The sequence below is a fragment of the Streptomyces sp. NPDC021012 genome (genome assembly GCF_044333355.1).
Classification (GTDB): Bacteria; Actinomycetota; Actinomycetes; order Streptomycetales; family Streptomycetaceae; genus Streptomyces.
This window is the reverse complement of sequence record NZ_JBIRQU010000004.1, coordinates 246,642-262,774: the sequence shown is the minus strand read 5'-3', so window position 1 is coordinate 262,774 and position 16,133 is coordinate 246,642. Positions and strand designations below refer to the sequence as shown.

The window sequence follows — 16,133 nt, the reverse complement described above, 5'->3', positions numbered from 1 at the left end:
GCGGGCCGGCCGGGTGCGCGCCCGGCCCGCGGGGCGGTCAGGACAGGGTCAGCGTGAGCACGCCCGCGTACGAGCCGGGCGCGGTGAACGCCGGGACGTCGAGGGAGAGCTGCGCGTCGACGGTGAACTCGCCGCCCGTGAGGGTGCCGTTCGGGGTGGAGGCGAGGGTCGCGCCGCCGCTGCCGACCGGGCCCGCCGAGCCGGCGGCGCAGGCGCTGGGGCTGCCGGCCTTGGCGGTGCAGGCGGGCGTCCAGGAGAGGTTCCCGGCGCCGATGGCTCCGCCGGGGCCGGTGAAGTCGGTGACCTTGCCGGTCAGGGACCAGCCGGCGGGGCCGCCGCGGAAGTCCTTGACGGTCACCGTCTGGAGCGCGCCCTTGGCCGCGCCGCCCGCGCCGAAGTCGACGGAGGACAGCTGGACGGCGTCCCCCGCCTGGGTCATCGACAGCTCGCCCGCGTTGACGGCCGCCGTGATCGTCTGGCTGTTCGGCGGAGCCGGGACGACGACCTTGTACGCGGCGGGTCCGGCGCCCTTCTCCGGGTCCCAGGCCGTGCCCTCGTACGCCACGATCCCGGTGGTCGCCGGGTCGTTGACCTTCAGGCGCGCGGCGAAGCCGCCCTCGCTGTCGGTCGTGACGGTCATCTTGTCGGCGGTCTCCGCCGCTCCGGCGCGGCCGACGACGGTGACCTCGGTGAGCGGGGTGAACTTGGAGCCGGTGACGGTCACCCGGACGCCGGGGTCCCCGGAGGCGTTGTCGAGCTGGAGCGCGCGGAGATTGGGGCTGGTCACGGGGCTCGCGACGACCGTCTCGGAGACCGGGGCGGGCGGGTTGAGCACCGTACAGGGGGTGTCCAGCTCCATGAGGTAGCTGGTGTGGATGTTGTAGTCGCCGGGCGAGAGGCTGATCGAGCCGGCCTCGGTGGCGGTGAAGGTGCCCGTCATGGAGAAGGCCGGGAAGGAGCCCTTGCCGGGGACCGGCGGGTTCTTCTTGGGGCCGGTGACGGTGACCGTGCCGCTCTGGGCGCCGCCGAGGACCACCTTGCCGGTGGGCGTCATGATGTCGGCCGGGAGCGCGAGGTCGACGGGGTTGGACGCGGCGGGCTTGGTGATCGTGTAGGTCACGGTGACGGTCTCGCCGACCTTGGGGCTCGGCTTGTCGACCGTGATCTGGGCGGTGGTCGTGCCCTCGATCGGCGGGATCTGGGCGATCGGCGGCGGGACGCAGCGGGTCTGGAATTCCACCGCCTGGGAGGTGGTGGTCGCCCCGGCCGGTGCGGCGAGCGCGCCGCCGCCGGCGACCGCGAGGGCGGTGACGCCGAGGGCGGCGGTCCAGCGCCGTCTTCGGGCCGCCGCCCGGGATCGGTTGAGTGCCATGTGTGTGCCCCCTCCTGAGGGATGAGTGGGCGCCATTGACGGGCGCGGGCGGAGAGAAGTCAATGGAATCGAGGCACGTCGACTGATGGGCCATCAGATGCTGTCAAGATCCGACCATGGGGATGTTTCCGCAGGTCACGGCTGCCGGGCCACACCCGGGCATGCGAGAGACCGGTGCCGCCCAGGGCGACACCGGTCCGGGTGGTGCGGGCTCAGCTGAACACGAACGGTCCCGGCGACTGCGAGGTCACGGCGTCGCAGTTCACCGTCACCCCGAAGATCACCATCTTGAGGGCGACCCCCGCGAAGTACGAGTTGAGGCTGTCGCCCGAGGCCACGGTCCCACTGAGGGGACCGATCTTGACGGACTGCCCGGCGGAGAGCGCCGGGTTCTTCTTCCCGGTGAAGACCCGGGTGCCACCGCCACCCTTGGCCATCGTCAGGGTGGAGCTGATCGTGTCGGCGCCGACCGCGACCGGCGTCGTGATGGCCGAGGTGAGGGTGATGGTCGCGGCGGTGCCGCTCTGCGTGGCCGTGAGGTTGGCGGTGCCGCTGCCCCAGGTGCCACAGTCGTACGTCGCTGTCGCCGAGCCCGGTGCGACGGCGCCGGCCGTCGGGGCGAAGGCGAGTCCGGCGGCGGCGAGCGCCCCGGTGAGTACCGCGACGGTCCCTAAGGTGCTTCTGTTTCTCATGGCGAGTTCGAACCCCTTCTGCTGCCTGACGCAGGGGTGCGGACACTGCGTGAACGGTGGAGATCTGACGGTCCGTCGGACGAACCGCTGTCATTGACGCGCAGACCGCCGGGGAAGGCAAGAGAAGATGCGGTGATCCTTCACAAACACACAAGGACAGCGGGGCCCGGCACGACGCCGGGCCCCGCTGTCCTGATCTCGCCGTGGGGCGCCCGCCGGCTCAGCCCGCGGTGACGGCCGTCCGCAGCTGCCCGTCCGGGCCCGCGAGCAGGACCGGGGTCTTCGGGCCGCCCAGGTCCCGCACCGCCGCGCGGTCCTCGTCCGAGAGCGCCTCGGCGTTCGACACCACGGCCGCCGCCTCCAGGGACTCGGCGCCGCTGGCCACGGCCATCGCGACCGCGGTCCGCAGCGCGCTCAGCCTGAGCGACTCCAGCTCCACCGTGCCGGCCACATAGGTGCGGCCCGTCTCGTCCCGTACGGCCGCGCCCTCGGGCACGCCGTTGCGTGCGCGGGCGCTCCGCGCCAGGGTGATGATCTTGAGGTCCTCGGCGCCGAGGTCGCCGTGCTCGCTGCTGAGTGTCATGAGCCGAGCATAGGTCGGGGTCGGTCCGGGACCGGTGCGGGTCTCAGCCCGTGATCGCCCCCGGTCTCAGCCTGCGACCAGCCGTGTCGCCTCCGGGCTTCAGCCCGCCACCAGCCGCACGGCCCCTGGGCTTCAGCCAGCCACCAGCCGCACGGCCCCCGGGCTTCAGCCCGCCACCAGCCGCACCGGCTCGACCGGCTCGGGCCGCGGCCCGTCATCGGGTGCCCCGCCCCCGGGCTCAGCCGCGACCACCCGCGCGCTCTCCGGGCTCAGCCCGCCACCGGGTACATCGCCCCGCGGCGGCCCTCCGGGGACACGAGCCACTCCAGCTTCTCGGCCGTGTCGGCCTCAGGGAGCGGGGTGTGCATGACGATGACCAGGTCCGGGCGGGCCGGGACCCTCAACTGGGTCGCCTCGACGACCAGCGTGCCGACCAGCGGGTGCTCCATCTCCTTGCGGTTCTGGCCGCCCGGCAGGATGTCCCGCCGCTCCCACAGCTCCGCGAACTCCGGGCTGACCGCCTTGGCCTCCTCGACAACGGCCTGGAAGCCCTCGTCGTCCGGGCACTCGGAGCAGGCCGAGCGGAACTGCGCGACGACCTTCGGCGCCAGCTCCTCCCAGCGCGTCGAACGCGAGCGGTACAGCGGGTCCGTGAAGAACGCGACCAGGCAGTTCTGGGCGATCTCCGGCCGCATCCCGAGCACGATCGCCGCGGCGTCGTTCCACATCACGGTGTTCCAGTACTGGTCCATGATGTGCGCCGGGAACGGCATCCACGCGTCGATGAGCCGCTGCAGCCCGTGGCACATGTCCCGGTCCTCCGGGGCCAGTTCGAGCGCCGGCGGGTTCAGCGCCGCCAGGACGTACAGGTGCCGCCGCTCGGCCGGGCTCAGCCGCAGCACCCGCGCGACCGAGTCGAGGACCTGCGGGGAGACCGTGATGTCCCGGCCCTGCTCCAGCCACTGGTACCAGGAGACCCCGACGCCCGCGAGGACCGCGACCTCCTCCCGGCGCAGGCCCGGGGTGCGCCGCCGGGCGCCGCCGTCCGGGAGTCCCGCCTCGGCCGGGGTGACCCGGGCCCGGCGGCTCATCAGGAACTCGCGCAGTTCGCCGAGTCGGTGCCGCTTCGCGCTGCTGCTCTCGAGAGCGGTGGCCACGTGTGCTTCCTCCCCCTGGACGCATGGTGGATGCCGGTGGCGCCTGTCGGTGCCTGGTGGTGCGACCAACAGGATAAGTTCCCGCTCCCCGGCGTTGTTCCCGGGCGCCGAAGGTGGACGCATGGCAACGACGACCACCAAGCCCGCATCCGCCACCGCCCCCGCCCCCGCCGCTCCCCCGGCCCTCACCGGCCGCGACCGGCTCGTCCTCTTCGTCCTGTGCGCCGCCCAGTTCATGGTGGCGCTCGACTTCTCCGTCCTGAACGTCGCCCTGCCCGTCCTCGGCGCCGACCTGCACTTCGACCAGTCCGCCCTGCAGTGGGCCGTCACCGCCTTCGCCCTGCCCTCCGGCGGCTTCCTGCTCCTCTTCGGCCGGATCGGCGACCTGTTCGGCCGCAAGAAGCTCTTCCTCTCCGGCCTCGTGCTCTTCGGCGCGGCCTCCCTGCTCGCGACCCTCGCCTGGAGCCCCGGCGCCTTCCTCGCCGGCCGCGCCCTCCAGGGCCTCGGCGCGGCGGCCATCGTGCCGACCGGCATGGCGCTGCTCACCACCGCCTTCCCCGAGGGCCCGCTGCGGGCGAGGGCGCTCGGCATCTCCGGCACCCTGATGTCCCTCGGCTTCACCATCGGCATGGTGCTCGGCGGGGTCATGACCGACACCCTCGGCTGGCGCTCCACGATGGGCCTGCTCGCCGTCTTCACCCTGGTCGTGCTGCCGCTCGCCCCGGGCCTGCTGCCCGAGTCCCGCACCCCCGAGCGGCCCCGCCTCGACGTGCCCGGCGCGCTGACCGTCACCGGTGGTCTGCTCTCCCTGATCTACGCGCTGACGACGGCGGCCGAGCGCGGCTTCGGCGGCGTGGACGTCCCCGTCGCCCTCGCCCTGGGCGTGCTGCTGCTCGCGGCCTTCGGCGTGATCGAGTCCCGGCACCCGGCCCCGCTGGTCTCGCTGCCGGTGCTGCGCCGCCGTACCGTCGCCTTCGGCAACCTGGGCGGCCTGGTCACCTTCTCGATGATGTCGACGATCGTCTTCGTGCTGACCCTGTACCTCCAGGAGACCCTCGGCCTCTCGGCCTTCGCCTCCGGCATCGTCTTCGGCGTCCAGGGCGCGTTCTCGGTGCTCGCCGGCGTGTTCACCTCGAAGGTGATCGGCCGCTTCGGCGCCCACCGCACCCTGGTGGTCTCGCTCCTCGGCCAGGGCCTGCTGACCGCCGCGATCCTCGGCATCGGGCGCGAGTCGGGCGCGGTCCTGGCGACGGTGGCCGTCTCGCTGGCGTCGATGCTGCACCTCGGCGCGATCATCTCGTACGGCGTGACCGTCACCTCCGGCGTCCGCGACGAGGAGCAGGGGCTCGCGACCGGTCTGGTCACCACCACCCAGCAGGTCGGGCTCACCGTCGGCATCCCGCTGCTCGGCGTGCTCGCCACCACCGGCTCCGACCTCTTCGCCGGGGTCCGCACGGTCATCGCCCTCGACGCGGCGATCGTGGTCGGCGCGGCGGTCGTGGTCGCCCTCGGCCTGCGGCGCCGGTCCTGAGCTACGGCCTGTCGAGGCGGAGCCGTACGGCCTTCGGCAGACCCGCGACCACCAGGTCGTACGAGTCCTCGACGAGCTCCCGGACCATCCGGTCCGGGAGCTCTCCGACGGTCACGGTGTTCCAGTGCCGCTTGTTCATGTGGTAGCCGGGGGCGATCGCCGGGTGCTCCGCCCGGAGCCGTACGGCCTCGTCCGGATCGCACTTGAGGTTGACCCGCAGCGGCCGGCCGTCGAGCCACGAGAGCGCGAACATCTTCCCGGCGACCTTGAACACGGAGGTGTCCGGACCGAAGGGGAACTCCTCCGAGGCGTCGTTGAAGTCCAGGCAGAAGGCGCGCAGCTCGTCGGGGGTCATTCCGGCTTCTCCTCCGGTTCCAGCGGTTCCACGAGCACGGTGACGATCTTGTTCCGGCGGCCGGCGGGCGACTCGGCCGTCAGCCGCAGCGAGCGGCCGTCCGGCAGCTCCACGACGGCCTTGGCACCCGAGATCGGGACCCGGCCGAGGGCCTTGGCGAGCAGACCGCCGACGGTCTCCACGTCCTCGTCGTCGTACTCGTCGGGGCCGAAGCCGTACAGCTCGCCGAGGTCGCCGATGTCGAGGCGGGCGGTGACCCGGTAGCGGTCGTCGCCGAGCTCCTCGACGGGCGGCAGCTCCCGGTCGTACTCGTCGGTGATCTCGCCGACGATCTCCTCCAGGATGTCCTCGATGGTGACGATGCCGGCCGTGCCGCCGTACTCGTCGATGACGACGGCGACGTGGTTGCGCTGCTGCTGCATCTCGCGCAGCAGGTCCCCGGCGTTCTTGGTGTCGGGCACGAAGGCGGCGGACCGCATCGCGGTGGACACCAGGTCGGACTCGGAGTCCCGGTTGATGTGGGTCCGGCGGACCAGGTCCTTCAGGTAGACGATGCCGACGATGTCGTCCTCGTTCTCCCCGGTGACCGGGATCCGGGAGAAGCCGGAGCGCAGCGCGAGCGTGAGGGCCTGACGGATCGTCTTGTACCGCTCGATGCAGATCAGGTCGGTCCGGGGCACCATCACCTCGCGGACGAGGGTGTCGCCCAGCTCGAAGACGGAGTGCACCATGCGGCGCTCCTCGTCCTCGATGAGCGACTCGGCCTCGGCGAGGTCGACCATGGCCCGCAGCTCGGCCTCGGAGGCGAAGGGGCCCTTGCGGAAGCCCTTGCCCGGGGTCAGCGCGTTGCCGATGAGGATGAGCAGCTGCGGGATCGGGCCCATGATCCGGGCCAGCGGCAGCAGCACGTACGCGGCGGCGGTCGCCGTGTTCAGCGGGTGCTGGCGGCCGATGGTGCGCGGCGAGACGCCGACGGCCACGTACGAGACGAGGACCATGACGCCGATCGCGGCGAGCAGCGCCTGCCAGGTCTCCGGGAAGGATTCGAGGAAGGCGTACGTGACGAGGACGCTCGCCGCCATCTCGCAGGCGACGCGGACGAGCAGCGCCACGTTGAGATAGCGGGTCGGGTCGGAGGCGACCTGGGCGAGCTTCTCGGCTCCGCGCCGCCCGGACCGTACGGCCTCGGCGGCGCGGAAGCTGGAGACGCGGGCGAGACCGGCCTCGGCGCAGGCGGCGAGCCAGGCGATGATGACCAGCGCGACCGCGCCGAGGATCAGCGAGACGTCCATCGGGTCAGGAGACGGTCGGAGCCGGGGACGGGCCGGTGAGGCCCTTCTCCGCGCGCCAGCCGTCGACGATCGCCGCCTGGAGGCCGAACATCTCGGCCTTCTCGTCCGGCTCCTCGTGGTCGTACCCGAGCAGGTGCAGCACGCCGTGGACGGTGAGGAGCTGGAGCTCCTCGTCCATGGAGTGCTGCGTCGGCGCGTCCTTGCCCTGCTGGGTGGCGACCTCGGGGCAGAGCACGATGTCGCCGAGGAGGCCCTGCGGGGGCTCCTCGTCGTCCTTCGACGGCGGGCGCAGCTCGTCCATCGGGAAGGACATGACGTCCGTCGGTCCGGGCAGGTCCATCCACTGGATGTGGAGCTGCTCCATCGCCTCCGCGTCCACGACGATCACCGAGAGCTCGGAGAGCGGGTGGATGCGCATGCGCGCGAGCGCGTAGCGGGCGATGTCGAGGATCGCCTGCTCGTCGACCTCGGTGCCGGACTCGTTGTTGACGTCGATCGACATGTGCTGTTTCTGCTACTTCCCGTTGCGGCTGTCGTACTGCTCGTACGCGTCGACGATACGGCCGACGAGCTTGTGCCGGACGACATCCTGCGACGTGAGCGTCGAGAAGTGCACGTCCTGGACGCCCTCCAGGATGTCGCGGACCTGCCGCAGACCGCTCTTCGTCCCGTTCGGCAGGTCGACCTGGGTGATGTCACCGGTGATGACGATCTTCGAGTCGAAGCCGAGGCGGGTGAGGAACATCTTCATCTGCTCGGGGTTCGTGTTCTGCGCCTCGTCGAGGATGATGAACGCGTCGTTGAGCGTCCGGCCCCGCATGTAGGCCAGGGGCGCGACCTCGATCGTCCCGCTCGCCATGAGCTTGGGGATCGAGTCGGGGTCGAGCATGTCGTGCAGGGCGTCGTAGAGCGGCCGCAGGTACGGGTCGATCTTCTCGTAGAGCGTGCCGGGCAGGAAGCCGAGCCGCTCGCCCGCCTCGACGGCGGGCCGGGTCAGGATGATCCGGTTGACCTGCTTGGACTGCAGGGCCTGGACCGCCTTCGCCATGGCGAGGTAGGTCTTGCCGGTGCCGGCGGGGCCGATGCCGAAGACGATCGTGTGCTTGTCGATCGCGTCGACGTACCGCTTCTGGTTGAGCGTCTTGGGACGGATCGTGCGTCCCCGGCTGGAGAGGATGTTCTGCGTGAGCACCTCGGCGGGAGTCTCCTCGCCGCCCTCCGCCGATCCGTTCTCGCTCGCCCTGAGCATGGCGATCGAGCGTTCCACTGCGTCCTCCGTCATCGGCTGACCGGTGCGGAGCACCAGCATCATCTCGTCGAACAGGCGCTGGATCAGGGCGACTTCCACCGCGTCGCCGACCGCGCTGACCTGGTTGCCCCGGACGTGGATGTCGGCGAGCGGGAAGGACCGCTCGATCACGCGGAGCAGGGAGTCACCGGATCCGAGGATCGTCACCATGGGGTGCTTCGCGGGGACGGTGAAGTGGGCGCGGGCCTGTCCTGGCACCCCTTCGTGGGGTGCCCCGTTGTGGGCTGTGGGTGTCTGAGTCATGGGCCGGCACTGTGGCCTGCACATACCTCCCGTTGAAGGGTTCTCGCCGCTCGACAACCTCTCGGCTTCCAAGCCTACGACCAGGCACCGACAAGCTCGTAAGGGTTTACGAATGAGCGGCCCGGAACCCGATGGTCGGCACGGCCCTGCGCAGCGGCCAGGGGCGGGCGGGGGCGGGCAGGAGCCGCTCCAGGAAGGCGTAGCGGCCGCGCAGCGCCTCGGGGTCCTGCCGGGCGTGGCCCTGGACGTGCTGCCACCAGGCGGCGATCTCGTGCCAGGTGGGGGCGGACAGCGAGCCGCCGAACTCCTGCACCGACAGGGCGGCGGTCAGACCGGCGAAGGCGAGCCGGTCGGCGAGCGGCCAGTCGGCGAGGGTGCCGGTGACGAACCCGGCGACGAAGACGTCCCCGGCTCCGGTCGGGTCGAGCGCGGAGACCTGGATCGCGGGCACCTCGGCGGTCTCGCCGGTGGCGCCGTCGACGGCGTAGGCGCCTTCCGAACCGAGGGTGACGACGGCGTAGCGGACCTTGTCGGCGAGGGCGCGGGCGGCGGCCCGGGGGCAGTCGGTGCGGGTGTAGCGCATCGCCTCGGCGGCGTTCGGCAGGAAGGCCTCGCAGTGCTGGAGGTCGGTGAGTCCGGCGAGGTCCCAGCGGCCGGTGTCGTCCCACCCCACATCGGCGAAGACCTTGGCGCCGCCCCGGGCCGCCTGGGCGACCCAGTCCTCGGAGCGGCCGGGTGCGAGGGAGGCGACGGCCGCGCGCGCGTGCGGCGGATAGGCGGGCAGGGCGCCGTCGAGGGGCGGGGCCTCGTGGCCGTGGGAGACCATCGTGCGCTCGCCCTCGTAGGCCATGGAGACGGTGACCGGGGAGTGCCAGCCGGGCACGGTCCGCGACAGCGACAGGTCGATCCCCTCCCCCTGCTCCAGGGCGTCCCAGCAGTACTCGCCGTAGTGGTCGTCGCCGAACGCGGCGGCGAGCGAGGTCCGCAGTCCGAGCCGGGCGAGCGCGGTGGCCATGTTGGCGACGCCGCCGGGGCTCGACCCCATGCCCCGGGCCCAGGACTCGGTGCCGCGCACGGGGGCGGAGTCGAGCCCGGTGAAGATGATGTCCAGGAAGACGGTTCCCGTGAGGAAGACGTCGCAGGCGGGGTCGGTGGGCTCACGCAGGCACACCAACGGGTCGACCCCGGCGTCGTGTTGCGGCTGCTCTCCCCTTGTTGTGCTCACGGCAGGCTCCCCGGTCGCGGTGCGGATCAGATCAGTGTGCCCGATGGGGGTGGGGTGACGGGTGGGACGCACAAGAAGAGCAAGCTGGTACCCCCGACCCCCACTCCCAAACAACAAGTGACCCGGATCACACACCGAACCGACGGAAACCACCTTCTCCCGCCGCTCACCCGCTTGATACACATGATCCCGCGACCCCGTGCCCCCGGCACACCATCGGGCGCTCCACCTTCCCCTTTTCCGTTCCAGGGAACGCCCATGTCCTCGCGGACCCGCGACGCGGGGGCCCTCGCCGCCCTCGTCGCCCTCTTCACCGCCGGCTACCTCGCCCCGTACCTCCTGCCGACCGTCGTCGGCCGCCTCTCCGCCGGACTCGGCCTCACCCCCTCCCAAGCTGGCCTGATCGGCTCCGTCCTCCTCCTCGGCTCCTCCACCGCCGGCTTCACGCTCGCCGCGCGCGGCGACCGCACCGCCCCGCGCCGGACCGCCCGGGCGGGCCTGCTCGCGATGAGCATCGGATACGGCTCCGCCGCCGCGACCCACCTCGTACCCCTGGTGATCACCGGCGCGATCCTCGGCGGCCTCGGCTCCGGCACGGCCACGGCCGTCGCCGTCGCCGGCATCGCGGGCCGACGCGACCCCCACCGCGCCTCCACCCTCGGCCTCCTCTCCGTCTCGGCGACGGCGGGCACCCTCTACCTGACCTTCCCGCACCTGGGCGGCGGCCACTCCACGCCCCTGCTCGCGATCGCCTGCGCAGCGGCCCTGACCTGGCCGGTCACGAGCCGCCTGCCGGTCGCCACGGGCGCGGTACGGGAGGGCGGGGCGGCCGCGCAGGCGGTGCCGGTGGACGGGGCCGCTCGCGGTTTCGCGTCCCTCCCCCACCGGCGGACCGGTGTCGTCCTCGCCGGGGGGACCCTGTGCTGGTCCATCGCGCAGAACGCCCTCTGGGGCGTGAGCGGCCGTATCGGCCTCACGCAGGCCGGCCTTTCCGAGGTGGCCCTCGGAGCGGTCTTCGCGGCGGCGCTCGGGGCGGGCGTCGCCGGAGTCACCGCGGCGGGCGCGCTCGGGCCCCGGCTGGGCCGGGCGGTGCCGATCGGCGCGGGCACGGTGACGATCGCGGGCTGTGTCCTGCTGAGCTCGACCGCGGAAGGCCTCGCGGGCTTCGCGACCGGCATGATCGTGTGGAACGCGGTCTACCCGGTGGTCCTGTCCTACCTCCTGGGCCTGGCCGCCTCCCTGGACCCGCGCGGCCGCTGGGCCGTCATGGTCGGCTCGGCCTCGTCCCTGGGCACGGCATGCGGCCCGGCGGTCGGCTCACTGCTCTCCGACCGGGCCGGCTACCCGGGCATGGGTCTGATCCTGTGCGCCCTGCTGTTGCTGGTGGCGGCCCCGATGACGGCGGTGGCCCGCCGGGCGGTCGGGATTCCGGCCCCGCCGGCGCTCGATGCCCGGGTGTCCGGGGGCGGAGCCCCCGGTTCGGGGAAGGGGCGGGGTGGGGAAGAGGCCCGCCGCAGGCACCCCCGCCCCGCGCCCACCCCCGCCCCGGACTACTCCGCCCCGCCGAACTCGTACGCCTCCACCTCGGCCAGATAACGCGCCCTGCGCGGCTCGTCGTCCTCCAGGAACGACGCGAGGAACGAGTTCCGCGCCAGCTCCCGGAGCTGCTCCGGCGTCAGCCCCAGCGCCTCCCGCACCCCGTCGAAGTTGTCCCCCGCGTACCCCCCGAAGTACGCCGGGTCGTCGGAGTTGACGGTCACGAGCAGCCCCGCCGTCATCATCGCGCGCAGCGGATGGTCGGCGAGGGTGTCGATGACGCGGAGCCGGACGTTCGACAGGGGGCAGAGGGTGAGCGGCACCCGCTCGCGGGCCAGCCGCTCGACGAGCGACGGGTCCTCCATGCAGCGCAGGCCGTGGTCGATCCGCTCCACGCCGAGGACGTCGAGGGCTTCGCGCACATAGGCGGCGGGGCCCTCCTCGCCCGCGTGGGCGACGCGGCGCAGGCCGAGCCGGGCGGCCTCCTCGTAGACCTCGCGGAACTTGGCCGGCGGGTGGCCGACCTCGGCCGAGTCGAGGCCGACGCCGGTGATCCGGTGGAGGTACGGCTTCGCGGCCTCCAGGGTCGCGAGCGCCGACTCGGCGGACTCGTCGCGCAGGAAGCACAGGATGAGCCGGGTGGAGATCCCGTACCGCTCCTCGGCCCGGTCGAGGGAGGCGCCGAGCCCCTCGATCACGGTCCCGATCGGGACGCCACGGGCGGTGTGCGCCTGCGGGTCGAAGAAGATCTCGGCGTGCCGGACGCCCTGGGCGGCGGCCCGCTCCAGGTAGGCGTCGGCGAGCTCGGTGAAGTCCTCGGCGGTGCGCAGGACCGCCATCAGCTCGTAGTAGAGGTTCAGGAAGGACTGGAGGTCGCTGAAGCGGTAGGCCTCGCGGAGGGCGTCGGTGTCCGCGTACGGCAGGGTGACGCCGTTGCGGGCGGCGAGCGCGAAGGCGAGCTCGGGTTCGAGGGTGCCTTCGATGTGGAGGTGCAGTTCGGCCTTGGGTACAGGCATGTTCACGTTCGTTTCGGTACGGGGACCCTCATGAGGTCCTGGGCAATGCTCAGCTCGCCGTCGAACCCTGCCGCCCGCGCCTGCCGTTCGAAGGCGGCGGGGTCGGAGTAGCGCTGCGAGAAGTGGGTCAGGACGAGGTGCCGCACGCCCGCGTCCCGGGCGACGGCGGCGGCCTGTCCGGCCGTCAGGTGGCCGTGGTCGGTGGCGAGGCGGACGTCCTCGTCGAGGAAGGTCGACTCGATGACGAGCATGTCGGCGCCTTCGGCGAGGGCGTGCACGCCCTCGCAGAGGCGGGTGTCCATGACGAAGGCGAAGCGCTGCCCGCGCCGGACCTCGCTGACGTCGTCGAGCGTGACCCCGCCGAGGGCGCCCTCGCGCTGGATCCGGCCGACGTCGGGGCCCTTGATGCCGTGCGCGGCGAGCTTCTCGGGCAGGAGGCGGCGGCCGTCGGGCTCGGTGATCCGGTAGCCGAAGGACTCGACGGGGTGGGAGAGCCGGCGGGCGTCGAGGGTGAAGTCCTCGGTGACGGCGAGCGGCCCGTCGGCGGTGACCGGCGCCTCGGTCAGCCGCACGGTCTCGCGGTAGGCCGTGGCGTACCGCAGCCGCTCGAAGAAGTGCTGCCCGCTCGCCGGGTAGTGGGCGGTGACCGGGTGCGGGACCTGGTCGAGGTTGATCCGCTGGATCACCCCGGCCAGGCCGAGCGAGTGGTCGCCGTGGAAGTGCGTGACGCAGATCCGGTCGAGGTCGTGCGCGGCGACCCCGGCCCGCAGCATCTGCCGCTGGGTGCCCTCGCCGGGATCGAAGAGGATGCCCTTTCCGTCCCAGCGCAGCACGTAGCCGTTGTGGTTGCGGTGCCGGGTCGGGACCTGGCTCGCGGTCCCGAGGACGACCAGTTCGCGTACGGACACGGGCTATCCGGGGGGCCAGTTGAGGCCGCGGCCGCCGAGGACGTGCGCGTGGGCGTGGAAGACGGTCTGGCCGGCGCCGGCGCCGGTGTTGAAGACGATCCGGAAGCCGCTGCCGTCGATCTTCTCCTGCTCGGCGACCTGGCCCGCCTCGCGCAGTATGTCGGCGGCGACGGTCGGCGCGGCGGCGGCCAGCGAGGCGGCGTCGGGGTAGTGGACGCGCGGGATCACGAGGACGTGCGTGGGCGCCTGCGGGTTGATGTCGCGGAACGCGACGGTGGTCTCCGTCTCGCGCACGATCGTCGCCGGCACCTCCCCTTCCGCGATCTTGCAGAACAGGCAGTCGCTCTGCGGCTCTCCGGCCATGTCCCGGACCTCCTCGGTCTGATGCTGCCGACTACTGACGATCACTACCCGGCCATGCTATCCGCCGCTTCCGACCCCCTGCGGAAGGCCTGTGGAAAACCCTCAGTCCTTCGGCGCCCGGCGGTTGAGCGCCGAGCGGCTCACCCAGTACGTGACGATCACGCCCCAGAACAGCACCGTGCCGGCCCCGCTCACCACGCCCGGGTCGGAGGACCACAGGAGGAGCGAGGCGAGCGAGTGGAGGCCGAGGAGCCCGACGGCCCCGGCCATGCACAGCACGGGCCGGCAGCTGCGGGCCACCAGGAGCAGCGGCCGGCGCAGCCGGGGCGGCACCCGGCGGGCCATCCACACCGCCCATCCGGTCCAGGCGCCGAGGACCGCGGCCCCGCCGACGAGCAGCGGGACGGCCGCGTCGGCCCAGGTCGCGCCGTCGGGGATCGCGGCGCGGGTGACGGCGGCGGCCAGGAAGCCGACGAGGGCGACCCAGCGGGCCCCGGCGGCGGTGTTCCAGGCCATGGCCTCCAGGTTGTAGCGGGCCTTGCGGTCCTGGAGGTCGAGCGCGGCGGAGGCGACGAAGCCCTCGGCGGCCTGGGTCCAGGCGCCGCGCCGGAACCAGCGGCGCCGCAGCCGCAGCAGCGAGAGGTTGTTGTGGGCCTCGCTGCTCTGCGGGTTGAGGCGCAGCGTCGTCTCGTACGCGCGCTGGGCGGTGGCGTGGTCGCCGCGCCGCTGGGCGGTGAGGCCGACGAGGAAGTGGGCGGCGTCCTCCTCGGGGGCGAGGGCGACGGCGGTCCGGGCCGCCTCGTACGCCTCGACGGTACGCGCGCGCGTGCGGGTGGCCTCGCCGTGCTCGGCGAGGGCGGTGCCGAGCGCGTAGTGGGTGCCCCAGTAGTTCGGGGCGAGGGCGACGGAGTGCCGGGCGGTGGCCTCGGCCTCCTCGTACCGCTTGTCGGCGAGGAGGATGTGGACGCGCATCAGCCAGGCGCCGAGCAGCTCGGGCTCGGCCCGCAGCGCCTGGTCGACGGCGGCCAGGGCGGCGGCCCGGTCGCCGGCCCGGTGGTGGCAGCGGGCGAGCAGGACGAGCGCCTCGGCGTCCTCCGGTTCGCCCGCCAGGTGCCGGGCGACGAGCTCGCCGGCCTGCGCGTACCGCCCGGTCTCGTAGAGCGCCTCGGCGCGGGCGAGCTCGGTGGACGGGCCGGAGGCGGTCACAGCTTGCGCTTCCTCTTGAGGTGGGCGAGGAGGTCGTCGTAGAGGCCGCCCTCGTTGGCGAACATGGCGACGTTCCGCGCGGCGGCGAACCACGGTTCCGTGGACGGCTTGATCTGCTTGGCCGCGCCGAGCAGGTCCTTGGTGGTGATCAGGCGTACGGAGCCGGTGCGGGCGGAGTCGAGGAGCGCGGCCTCGGCGGCCGTCTCGCAGACGTGGGCGAGGTCCGCGCCGGAGAAGTCCTCGGTGGCCTTGACGAGCTTGCCGAGGTCGACGGCCTCGATGGGGCGCTCCCGCAGGTGGTAGCGGAGGATCGCCTCGCGGGCGGCGGCGTCCGGCGGCAGCACGAGCAGGGTCCGGTCGAGACGTCCCGGGCGGCGCAGCGCGATGTCCACGTCCCAGGGCACGTTGGTGGCGGCGAGCACGAAGACGCCCTCGTTCCCTGCGCCGCTCGCGATGCCGTCGAGCTCGGTGAGGAGCTGGTTGACGACGTTGCGCAGGCCGCTGTGGTGGGTGCGCGAGCGCTTGGCGCCGAGGGCGTCCAGCTCGTCGAGGAAGACGACGCAGGGCGCCTGGCGGCGGGCGGTCTCGAAGATGTCGTGGATGTTCTTCTCGGAGGCCCCGATCCACATGTCGAGGACGTCGGAGAGCGACACGGTGAGGAAGTTCGCGCCGAGTTCGCCCGCGACGGCCCGCGCGATGAACGTCTTGCCGCAGCCGGGCGGGCCGTACAGGAGCAGGCCGCCCCGCAGCGACTTGCCGTACAGCCTGCGCAGTTCGGGGTTGCGCATGGGCGCGAGGAAGGCGGCCTCCAGGCGCTCCTTGACCTCGTCCATGCCGCCGACGTCGGCCAGGCGTACGGCCCCGGGGGCGTCGACGTCCCAGGCGGCGGCGTCCCCGGCTGTCCCGCCGGCGCCGTCGGCCTGCGGGTCGTCCAGGAACCGGGGCCCGACGAGGTCCTGGACCTGCTGCTCGGCGGCGTCCCAGTCGAAGGCGGTCTCTCCGGAGACCGGGGCCGGAGGCCCTACGGGCTCTTCGGGGACCGGGGCCAAAGGCGCTGCGGGCCCTTCGGGAACCGGCGCGGGCTTCTGAGGCTCCACCGGCGGCACCCCCATCGCCCGCATCATCAGCGCCCGCGCCCCCGCGTCGCCCGGCGCGTGCTGGAGGGCGACGGCCGCCTCCGCGACGGCCTCGTCGCCGCGCCCCTCCGCGAGGAGGAGCTCGGCGAAGTGGAGGCGCAGGGGCACATCGCCGGGGGCGGCGGCCACGGCGGCGCGCAGACTGCGGATGAGGGGGGACTCGTCGGCCATGGGGCCAGCCTAGAAAGGTCGCCCCGTCCCCCCTCCAG

At 72.9% G+C, this 16,133-nt stretch carries 16 protein-coding genes; 2 read left to right on the top strand and 14 right to left on the bottom strand.

Features of this window, described 5'->3' with window-relative positions:
- Positions 1–37: 37 nt before the first annotated feature.
- From ACH4TP_RS15355 to ACH4TP_RS15340, 4 genes are all read right to left on the bottom strand, one after another.
- Positions 38–1,372, bottom strand: a complete 1,335-nt coding sequence (locus ACH4TP_RS15355; protein WP_389221782.1) for a beta-xylosidase — start codon at positions 1,370–1,372, stop codon at positions 38–40.
- A gap of 212 nt (positions 1,373–1,584) precedes the next feature.
- Positions 1,585–2,064 (bottom strand): hypothetical protein, encoded by a 480-nt coding sequence (locus ACH4TP_RS15350; protein ID WP_398178517.1) that lies wholly within the window; start codon positions 2,062–2,064, stop codon positions 1,585–1,587.
- Between the two features lie 220 nt (positions 2,065–2,284).
- The gene (locus ACH4TP_RS15345) at positions 2,285–2,647 is read right to left on the bottom strand and encodes a cytidine deaminase (protein ID WP_389221786.1); all 363 of its coding nucleotides are present in this window, start codon (positions 2,645–2,647) and stop codon (positions 2,285–2,287) included.
- A gap of 269 nt (positions 2,648–2,916) precedes the next feature.
- On the bottom strand, positions 2,917–3,738 hold the full coding sequence (locus ACH4TP_RS15340) for a helix-turn-helix transcriptional regulator (protein ID WP_389222383.1): 822 nt from the start codon (positions 3,736–3,738) through the stop codon (positions 2,917–2,919).
- A gap of 187 nt (positions 3,739–3,925) precedes the next feature.
- Here ACH4TP_RS15340 and ACH4TP_RS15335 point away from each other — a divergent pair, with 187 nt between their 5' ends.
- Positions 3,926–5,335 carry an MFS transporter gene (locus tag ACH4TP_RS15335; RefSeq protein WP_398438089.1) on the top strand — a complete coding sequence of 470 codons (1,410 nt, stop codon included), beginning with the start codon at positions 3,926–3,928 and terminating at the stop codon, positions 5,333–5,335.
- A 1-nt stretch (position 5,336) separates the two neighbouring features.
- Here ACH4TP_RS15335 and ACH4TP_RS15330 read toward each other — a convergent pair whose 3' ends face one another.
- The 5 genes from ACH4TP_RS15330 to ACH4TP_RS15310 form a co-directional block, all read right to left on the bottom strand.
- The gene (locus ACH4TP_RS15330; RefSeq protein WP_041129171.1) at positions 5,337–5,690 is read right to left on the bottom strand and encodes an MmcQ/YjbR family DNA-binding protein; all 354 of its coding nucleotides are present in this window, start codon (positions 5,688–5,690) and stop codon (positions 5,337–5,339) included.
- Positions 5,687–6,982, bottom strand: a complete 1,296-nt coding sequence (locus ACH4TP_RS15325; RefSeq protein ID WP_398438087.1) for a hemolysin family protein — start codon at positions 6,980–6,982, stop codon at positions 5,687–5,689. The genes ACH4TP_RS15330 and ACH4TP_RS15325 overlap by 4 nt, the downstream gene beginning before the upstream one ends.
- Before the next feature lie 4 nt (positions 6,983–6,986).
- A complete protein-coding gene (gene ybeY, locus ACH4TP_RS15320; protein ID WP_041129173.1) occupies positions 6,987–7,484 on the bottom strand; it encodes an rRNA maturation RNase YbeY in 498 nt (165 codons plus the stop codon).
- A 12-nt stretch (positions 7,485–7,496) separates the two neighbouring features.
- The gene (locus ACH4TP_RS15315) at positions 7,497–8,534 is read right to left on the bottom strand and encodes a PhoH family protein (RefSeq protein ID WP_398178525.1); all 1,038 of its coding nucleotides are present in this window, start codon (positions 8,532–8,534) and stop codon (positions 7,497–7,499) included.
- Between the two features lie 106 nt (positions 8,535–8,640).
- A complete protein-coding gene (locus tag ACH4TP_RS15310) occupies positions 8,641–9,759 on the bottom strand; it encodes a carbohydrate kinase family protein (protein WP_389221794.1) in 1,119 nt (372 codons plus the stop codon).
- Between the two features lie 258 nt (positions 9,760–10,017).
- Here ACH4TP_RS15310 and ACH4TP_RS15305 point away from each other — a divergent pair, with 258 nt between their 5' ends.
- On the top strand, positions 10,018–11,355 hold the full coding sequence (locus tag ACH4TP_RS15305; protein ID WP_398438085.1) for an MFS transporter: 1,338 nt from the start codon (positions 10,018–10,020) through the stop codon (positions 11,353–11,355).
- Here the strand turns inward: ACH4TP_RS15305 and ACH4TP_RS15300 are convergent.
- The 5 genes from ACH4TP_RS15300 to ACH4TP_RS15280 all read right to left on the bottom strand — a co-directional run bounded on the left by ACH4TP_RS15300 (position 11,310) and on the right by ACH4TP_RS15280 (position 16,095).
- Positions 11,310–12,311: an adenosine deaminase gene (locus ACH4TP_RS15300; RefSeq protein WP_398438083.1), complete on the bottom strand. Its 1,002-nt coding sequence runs from the start codon at positions 12,309–12,311 to the stop codon at positions 11,310–11,312. The genes ACH4TP_RS15305 and ACH4TP_RS15300 overlap by 46 nt on opposite strands.
- A 2-nt stretch (positions 12,312–12,313) precedes the next feature.
- The gene (locus ACH4TP_RS15295; RefSeq protein WP_389221800.1) at positions 12,314–13,219 is read right to left on the bottom strand and encodes a ribonuclease Z; all 906 of its coding nucleotides are present in this window, start codon (positions 13,217–13,219) and stop codon (positions 12,314–12,316) included.
- Positions 13,220–13,222: 3 nt separating this feature from the next.
- Positions 13,223–13,582, bottom strand: coding sequence for a histidine triad nucleotide-binding protein (locus ACH4TP_RS15290; RefSeq protein WP_389221802.1), 360 nt, complete (start codon positions 13,580–13,582; stop codon positions 13,223–13,225).
- A 102-nt stretch (positions 13,583–13,684) separates the two neighbouring features.
- The gene (locus ACH4TP_RS15285) at positions 13,685–14,788 is read right to left on the bottom strand and encodes a tetratricopeptide repeat protein (RefSeq protein ID WP_398438081.1); all 1,104 of its coding nucleotides are present in this window, start codon (positions 14,786–14,788) and stop codon (positions 13,685–13,687) included.
- Positions 14,785–16,095, bottom strand: coding sequence for an ATP-binding protein (locus ACH4TP_RS15280; RefSeq protein WP_398438079.1), 1,311 nt, complete (start codon positions 16,093–16,095; stop codon positions 14,785–14,787). Before ACH4TP_RS15280 ends, ACH4TP_RS15285 begins: the two co-directional genes overlap by 4 nt.
- Positions 16,096–16,133: the final 38 nt, after the last annotated feature.